We start from the raw sequence: 6,179 nt of genomic DNA, 5'->3' as shown, positions 1-6,179 counted from the left end.
ACGATGAGGCCCAGTACGGCGATCACGATGTGCCCTTCCCTGTGTCGGTGCCGCCCGGCTGCGGGGCACCGGTCTTCGGCTGTGCGGTTCGTACGCCCTCGGGGGCCGGCCGCCGCCGTCGTCGTGCGTGTCCGCCACCTACGCGGTCTTCTCGGCCGGGGCCGTCACCGCCGGCCGGCGGCTGGCGATGACCTTCCTGGCCAGCGAGCGCGGGCTGGTGAGGAAGCCCCAGCCCCACGACATGTGCATGGTCGCCAGCGCGACGGGGATCTGGGCGCGGGCCTTGAGCGACAGGCCCTTGCCGGCCGGGACGGAGCCCGCCGCGATGGCCGCGAGGTAGGCGCCGGGGACGACGAAGCCCCAGGGCGTCACGGCCGCGCCGACCACGAGGCCCGCGGCGAACGCGCACAGCGCGGTCGGCGGGGCCAGGTAGCGGGCGTTGATCGAACCGGAGTGGTAGCGGGCGACGACGTGCCGCCACTTGCCGTAGTCCTTGTACTGCTTGGCCAGCGCCTTCACGCTCGGCCGCGGGCGGTACTGCACCTTCAGCTCGGGCGAGAACCAGACCAGCCCGCCCGCCTCACGGATGCGGAAGTTCAGCTCCCAGTCCTGGGCGCGGATGAACTCCACGTTGTACCCGCCCTGCTGCTCCAGCGCCTCGCGCCGGAAGACGCCCAGGAAGACGGTCTCGGCGGGGCCGGCCTGACCGCCGGTGTGGAAGGCCGCGTTGCCCACCCCGATCTTCGAGGTCATGGCGGCCGCGACGGCTTCCTCCCAGGCGTTCTCGCCCTCGGCGTTCATGATCCCGCCGACGTTCTGGGCGCCGGTCTCCTCCAGGAGGCGCACGGCGGTCGCGATGTAGTTGCGCGACAGCATGCCGTGGCCGTCCACCCGCACCACGATCGGGTGCCGGGACGCCTCGATCGCGGCATTCAGCGCGGCGGGCGTACGGCCGGTGGGGTTGGGCACGGTGTGGACCCGCGGGTCCTCGCGTACCAGCTCGGCGGCGATCTCGTCGGTGCGGTCCGTGGACGGCCCGAGCGCGATCACCACCTCCATCTCGCCGTCGTACTCCTGCTCCAGGATGTGGCGCACGGAGCTGCGCAGATGACGTTCCTCATTGAGCACCGGCATGATCACGGAGACTGCGGGGTGCCGGCTCGGCGTGGCGTGGGTGTCGTTCATCAGAGTTCACGTTACCGCGAACGGGCGTACGGCCCTGACGGCAGCCGAGTGGCGCTGGGGACACGAGCGGCGTGTGATGACAGTCAGCCGATCATATCGACGTACTGTCACACGTCCCCCTGCTCCCTATGAGGAGGTGCCACGCAATGCCCCCACCGCCCCGCACCCTCCCGCTCCCCTCCCCCGGCAGGCGGCGCCGGCGCGCCCGGTGGCTCGTGCGGGTGACCGCCGTCACGTCCGTCGCCCTGCTGGCCGCGAGCGGCATCGGACACGCGATGGTCACCGGGGTCGACGAGGGCATCACCCGGGTGGATGCCTTCAAAGGGATGGACCACCGGCCCCGCCCCGTCACCGGCAACGGGATGAACTTCCTGGTCGCGGGCACCGACGGCCGGGACCGGCTGTCGAAGGCGGAGAAGGACCGGTACCACCTGGGCGGTGCGCCCTGTCACTGCACCGACACGATCATGCTCGTCCATCTGTCGGCGGCCAGGGACCGGGCCAGCGTGATCAGCCTGCCCCGCGACTCCTACGCCGAGGTGCCGGAGCACCGGAACGAGCGGACCGGCCGGACGGTGCCGGCACACCACGCCCGGCTGAACGCGGCGTACGCGGAGGGCGGCCCCAACCTCACCGTCCGCACCGTCGAGCACATGACCGGCGTACACGTCGACCACTACCTGGAGGTCGACTTCACCAGCTTCATGAAGACCGTGGACGCGGTCGGCGGCGTGCAGGTGTGCACCCCCTCACCGCTGAGGGACCGCTACACCGGACTCGACCTGCCCAAGGGCACCAGCAAGCTGAACGGCGGCGAGGCGCTGCAGTACGTCCGCGCCCGGCACCTCGACGGCGGCTCGGACCTGGGCCGCATGCAGCGGCAGCAGCGCTTCCTGGTGGCCCTGATGCACCGCATCACCGGCTCGGAGACACTGACGAACCCGGTGGCCTTCAAGCGGATCACCTCGACCATGCTGGGCTCGCTGCGGGCGGACGCCGGCTTCGGCCCGCGCGAGATGGTCGCGCTCGGCCAGGCGCTGCGCGGCTTCAAGCCCTCCTCCTCGGAGTTCACCTCGGTCCCGGTCAGTGACATCAGCTACACCGTGCCGAACCTCGGCTCGACGGTGAAGTGGGACGAGGAGCGGGCGGAGAAGCTCTTCGAGGCCATCCGAGCGGACCGCCCGCTGGCCGCGCACAAGAAGCGCAAGCACCGCGCGACCATGGTCGACGTGGCGCCCGGCGAGGTCCGCGTCCAGGTGGAGAACGGCACCCCCACCCGCGGCCTGGCCGCCAGGACCGACAAGGCGCTGCGGGCTGAGGGCTTCGCGACCACCGGCGCGCCCCGCAACGCCCAGGCCCGGGCCGAGCGCACCGAGATCGCGTACGACCCGCGCTGGGACCGCTCGGTACGGACGCTGGCCGCGGCGCTGCCCGGCGCGAAGCTGCGCGAGGTGCCGGGCCAGGGTCCGGTGCTCCGCGTCACGCTCGGCCCCGGTCACCAGGACGTGCACAAGGTGCGCGCCGAGGTCCCGGCGCCCGGCTCGGGCGACGTCCCGGCCGTGACGGGCGACGAGGAGGAGTGCAAGTGACGGCCCCGGGCGGCCGGTGACCGTCCGGGCGGCGGGTCAGCCCTCGTCGACGCCGTCGGCGGTGCGCTGCTCCCGCAGCTCCTTGATGGCGCGGCGGCGGGCCAGCCGGTGCGTACGGCGGATCTGCGCCTCCTGGTAGCGGCGCTTGTCGCGCTCGGTCTCGGGGATCACCGGCGGGACCGCGCGCGGCTTGCCGTTCTCGTCGACGGCGGCGAAGACCAGGTAGGCGGAGCCGACCTGCTGGGCGGGGGTGGACTCGTTCCAGCGCTCGGCGAGCACCCGTACGCCGACCTCCATCGAGGACCGGCCGGTCCAGTTGACCTGGGCCTTCACATGCACCAGGTCGCCGATCCTGACCGGCTCCAGGAACGCCATCTCGTCCATGGAGGCGGTGACGGCGGGGCCGCCGGAGTGCCGGCCGGCCACCGCGCCCGCCGCGTCGTCCACCAGCCTCATGATCACTCCGCCGTGGACGGTGCCGAGGAGATTGGTGTGGCTCGCATCCATGATGTGGCTGAGCGTGGTGCGCGAGACGGAGGTGGGCTTGCCCTGAAGGCCGCCCTCCGGACCGTCGGTGACGGGATCGGTCATACGTCCACCTTATGCATCCCGGCGGACGCCTTCCGCGCGAGACGGTCACGGACGCCCCCGACCGGTCCACTTTGCTCGCCTTTCAGGCGATTACGGTCGCAATTGTTCGCAAACGCTCGCCCCAACCGTCCCGAATCTCCCCTTCCCGACCCACGCGGCCCAATGGTCACTCCCTCCCCTATATGCCGCACCGGATTGCATCAGCTCTGCAACAGCCACGGTCCGATCCCGTCCCCGACCTGTATGGCGGGGCGTACCGGCAGGCACACTTTGCTTCATGAACGAGTGGCGCGACGGGCTCCCCCGTGACGACGACAGGAACCGGTACGGACGCGGCAGCGGCAGCGCCCAGCCGGAGGGCGCCCGTGCCATGCGACAGGTGCGCCGGCAGCCCGCCGCCGCCCACGGCGAGCCCCCGCTGCCGCCCGGCATGTCGCCGCGCCGGCAGGCCGTACCGCCGCAGCCCGGCTACGACGGCGGCCACGGCGGCGGCCGGTACGACGACGGGTACAACACCGGTCAGGTCTACGGCGGCGGCCACGGCGGTGGCGGCGGCTACGGTGACGACGGTTACCGTCCCCGCCCCAACTGGGGCCGCCGCATCAAGGTGACCGTGCTCACGCTGGTCGTCGTGCTGCTGGTCGCGTCGGTCGGCACGTACTTCTGGGCCGACTCCAAGATGCGCAAGGAGGTCGACCTCAGCAAGGTGATCGACCGCCCCGAGGAGGGCGACGGCACCAACTACCTGATCGTCGGCTCCGACAGCCGCGAGGGCATGTCCTCCCAGCAGAAGAAGGACCTGCACACGGGCTCCGCCGAAGGCAAGCGGACCGACTCGATGATGATCCTGCACACCGGGTCCAACGGCCCGACGCTGATCTCGCTGCCCCGCGACTCCAACATCACGATCCCGGAGTTCCGCGGCTCGGAGTCCGGCAAGATGCAGCCCGCGATGGGCGCCAACAAGCTCAACGCGGCGTACTCCATCGACGGCCCGCAGCTGCTGGTCCGCACCGTGGAGTACAACACCGGCCTGCACATCGACCACTACGCCGAGATCGGCTTCGCCGGCTTCGCGAACATCGTGGACGCCATCGGCGGCGTGGACATGAAGCTGGAGAAGGGCTTCAAGGACAAGTGGTCCGGCGCCGACTTCAAGGCCGGCGAGCAGACGCTGAACGGCCAGCAGGCCCTGGCGTACGTCCGTACCCGGCACGCCTTCTCCGGCAGTGACCTGGACCGCACCAAGAACCAGCAGAAGTTCCTCTCGACGCTGGCCCACCAGGTGGCCTCGCCGGGCACGCTGCTGAACCCCTTCGAGCTCTACCCCGCCATGGGCGCCGGCCTGGACACCCTCATCGTCGACAAGGACATGGGCCCCTACTCGCTGGCCAAGATGTTCTTCGGGCTGAAGGACGTCACCAGCAAGGGCGGCGACGGGAAGTCGATGAACATGCCGGTCTCCGGCAGCGTCGGCGGCAACCTCGCGTGGGACATGCCGAAGGTCAAGCAGCTGGTGAACGAGCTGAAGAACGACGACCCGGTCACGGTCACCGCCGACCAGTGACCCGCTCGGGCGCATGAGAAGGCCCCGGCTCCCTTCGAGGAGCCGGGGCCTTCCGCTGTGCACTGAACCGCCGTTACGGCAGGTTGCGGGCCATGACGATGCGCTGGACCTGGTTGGTGCCCTCGTAGATCTGGGTGATCTTCGCGTCGCGCATCATGCGCTCCAGCGGGTAGTCACGGGTGTAGCCGTAGCCGCCGAGGAGCTGGACCGCGTCGGTGGTGATCTCCATGGCCGCGTCGGAGGCGTAGCACTTGGCGGCGGCGCCGAAGAAGGTGAGGTCCTCGGCCTTGCCGCCGGCGGAGATCCGCTCGGACTTGGCGGCGGCCGCGTAGGTCAGCTGACGCGCGGCCTCCAGCTTCATGGCCATGTCGGCGAGCATGAACTGCACGCCCTGGAAGTCGCCGATCGGCTTGCCGAACTGCTTGCGCTCCTGGACGTAGCCCTTGGCGTAGTCCAGCGCGCCCTGGGCGATGCCCAGCGCCTGGGCCGCGATGGTGATGCGGGTGTGGTCCAGGGTCTTCATGGCGGTGGCGAAGCCGGTGCCCTCCGCGCCGATCATGCGGTCGGCGGGGATACGGACGTTGTCGAGGTAGACCTCGCGGGTCGGCGAGCCCTTGATGCCCAGCTTCTTCTCCGGGGCGCCGAAGGAGACGCCCTCGTCGCCCTTCTCCACCACGAACGCGGAGATGCCCTTGGAGCGCTTCTCGGGGTCGGTGACGGCCATCACCGTGTAGTACTCCGAGACGCCCGCGTTGGTGATCCAACGCTTCACGCCGTTGAGGACCCAGAAGTCGCCGTCGCGCACGGCCTTGGTCTTCATGCCCGCCGCGTCCGAACCGGCGTCCGGCTCGGAGAGGCAGTACGAGAACATCGCGTCGCCCTGGGCCAGCGGGCCCAGGTACTTCTTCTTCAGCTCCTCGGAGCCGGAGAGGATCACCGGCAGCGAACCGAGCTTGTTCACGGCGGGGATCAGGGAGGAGGAGGCGCAGGCGCGCGCCACCTCCTCGATGACGATGACGGTGGCGAGCGCGTCGGCGCCGGCGCCGCCGTAGGCCTCGGGGACGTGCACGGCGTGCAGGTCATTGGCGACCAGGGCGTCCAGCGCCTCCTGCGGGAAGCGGGCCTCCTCGTCCACCGCGGTGGCAACCGGAGCGATCTTCGCCTCGGCGAGCGCGCGCACCGACTCGCGGAGCATGTCGTGCTCCTCGGCCGGCCGGTACAGATCGAAATCGGCGTTTCCCGCCAAG

At 70.7% G+C, this 6,179-nt stretch carries 5 protein-coding genes; 2 read left to right on the top strand and 3 right to left on the bottom strand.

Annotated elements, in window-relative coordinates; translation table 11 throughout:
* Positions 1-138: 138 nt before the first annotated feature.
* Positions 139-1,185: a glycosyltransferase family 2 protein gene (locus ABZ840_RS37195; protein WP_361568351.1), complete on the bottom strand. Its 1,047-nt coding sequence runs from the start codon at positions 1,183-1,185 to the stop codon at positions 139-141.
* A gap of 146 nt (positions 1,186-1,331) precedes the next feature.
* Here ABZ840_RS37195 and ABZ840_RS37190 point away from each other — a divergent pair, with 146 nt between their 5' ends.
* Entirely contained in the window at positions 1,332-2,774 is a 1,443-nt protein-coding gene (locus ABZ840_RS37190) for an LCP family protein (protein WP_361568348.1), read from the top strand.
* A gap of 36 nt (positions 2,775-2,810) precedes the next feature.
* Here ABZ840_RS37190 and ABZ840_RS37185 read toward each other — a convergent pair whose 3' ends face one another.
* Positions 2,811-3,365 (bottom strand): acyl-CoA thioesterase, encoded by a 555-nt coding sequence (locus tag ABZ840_RS37185; RefSeq protein ID WP_361568345.1) that lies wholly within the window; start codon positions 3,363-3,365, stop codon positions 2,811-2,813.
* Between the two features lie 277 nt (positions 3,366-3,642).
* On the opposite strand from ABZ840_RS37185, the gene ABZ840_RS37180 reads away from it, so the two are divergent.
* Complete coding sequence (locus tag ABZ840_RS37180; protein WP_361568342.1) at positions 3,643-4,932, top strand: LCP family protein; 1,290 nt, start codon at positions 3,643-3,645, stop codon at positions 4,930-4,932.
* A gap of 73 nt (positions 4,933-5,005) precedes the next feature.
* On the opposite strand, the gene ABZ840_RS37175 is transcribed toward ABZ840_RS37180, so the two are convergent.
* Positions 5,006-6,178: an acyl-CoA dehydrogenase family protein gene (locus ABZ840_RS37175; protein WP_361568339.1), complete on the bottom strand. Its 1,173-nt coding sequence runs from the start codon at positions 6,176-6,178 to the stop codon at positions 5,006-5,008.
* Between the last annotated feature and the right edge of the window lies 1 nt (position 6,179).

The organism is Streptomyces sp. NPDC047117 (assembly GCF_040643545.1).
Lineage (GTDB): Bacteria > Actinomycetota > Actinomycetes > Streptomycetales > Streptomycetaceae > Streptomyces.
This window is presented reverse-complemented; position numbering and strand designations above follow the sequence as displayed.

Coding starts and splice junctions, on each gene's coding strand:
- ABZ840_RS37195 (WP_361568351.1), bottom strand. CDS start 1,185: ATGAACGACACCCACGCCACGCCGAGCCGGCACCCCGCAGTCTCCGTG.
- ABZ840_RS37190 (WP_361568348.1), top strand. CDS start 1,332: ATGCCCCCACCGCCCCGCACCCTCCCGCTCCCCTCCCCCGGCAGGCGG.
- ABZ840_RS37185 (WP_361568345.1), bottom strand. CDS start 3,365: ATGACCGATCCCGTCACCGACGGTCCGGAGGGCGGCCTTCAGGGCAAG.
- ABZ840_RS37180 (WP_361568342.1), top strand. CDS start 3,643: ATGAACGAGTGGCGCGACGGGCTCCCCCGTGACGACGACAGGAACCGG.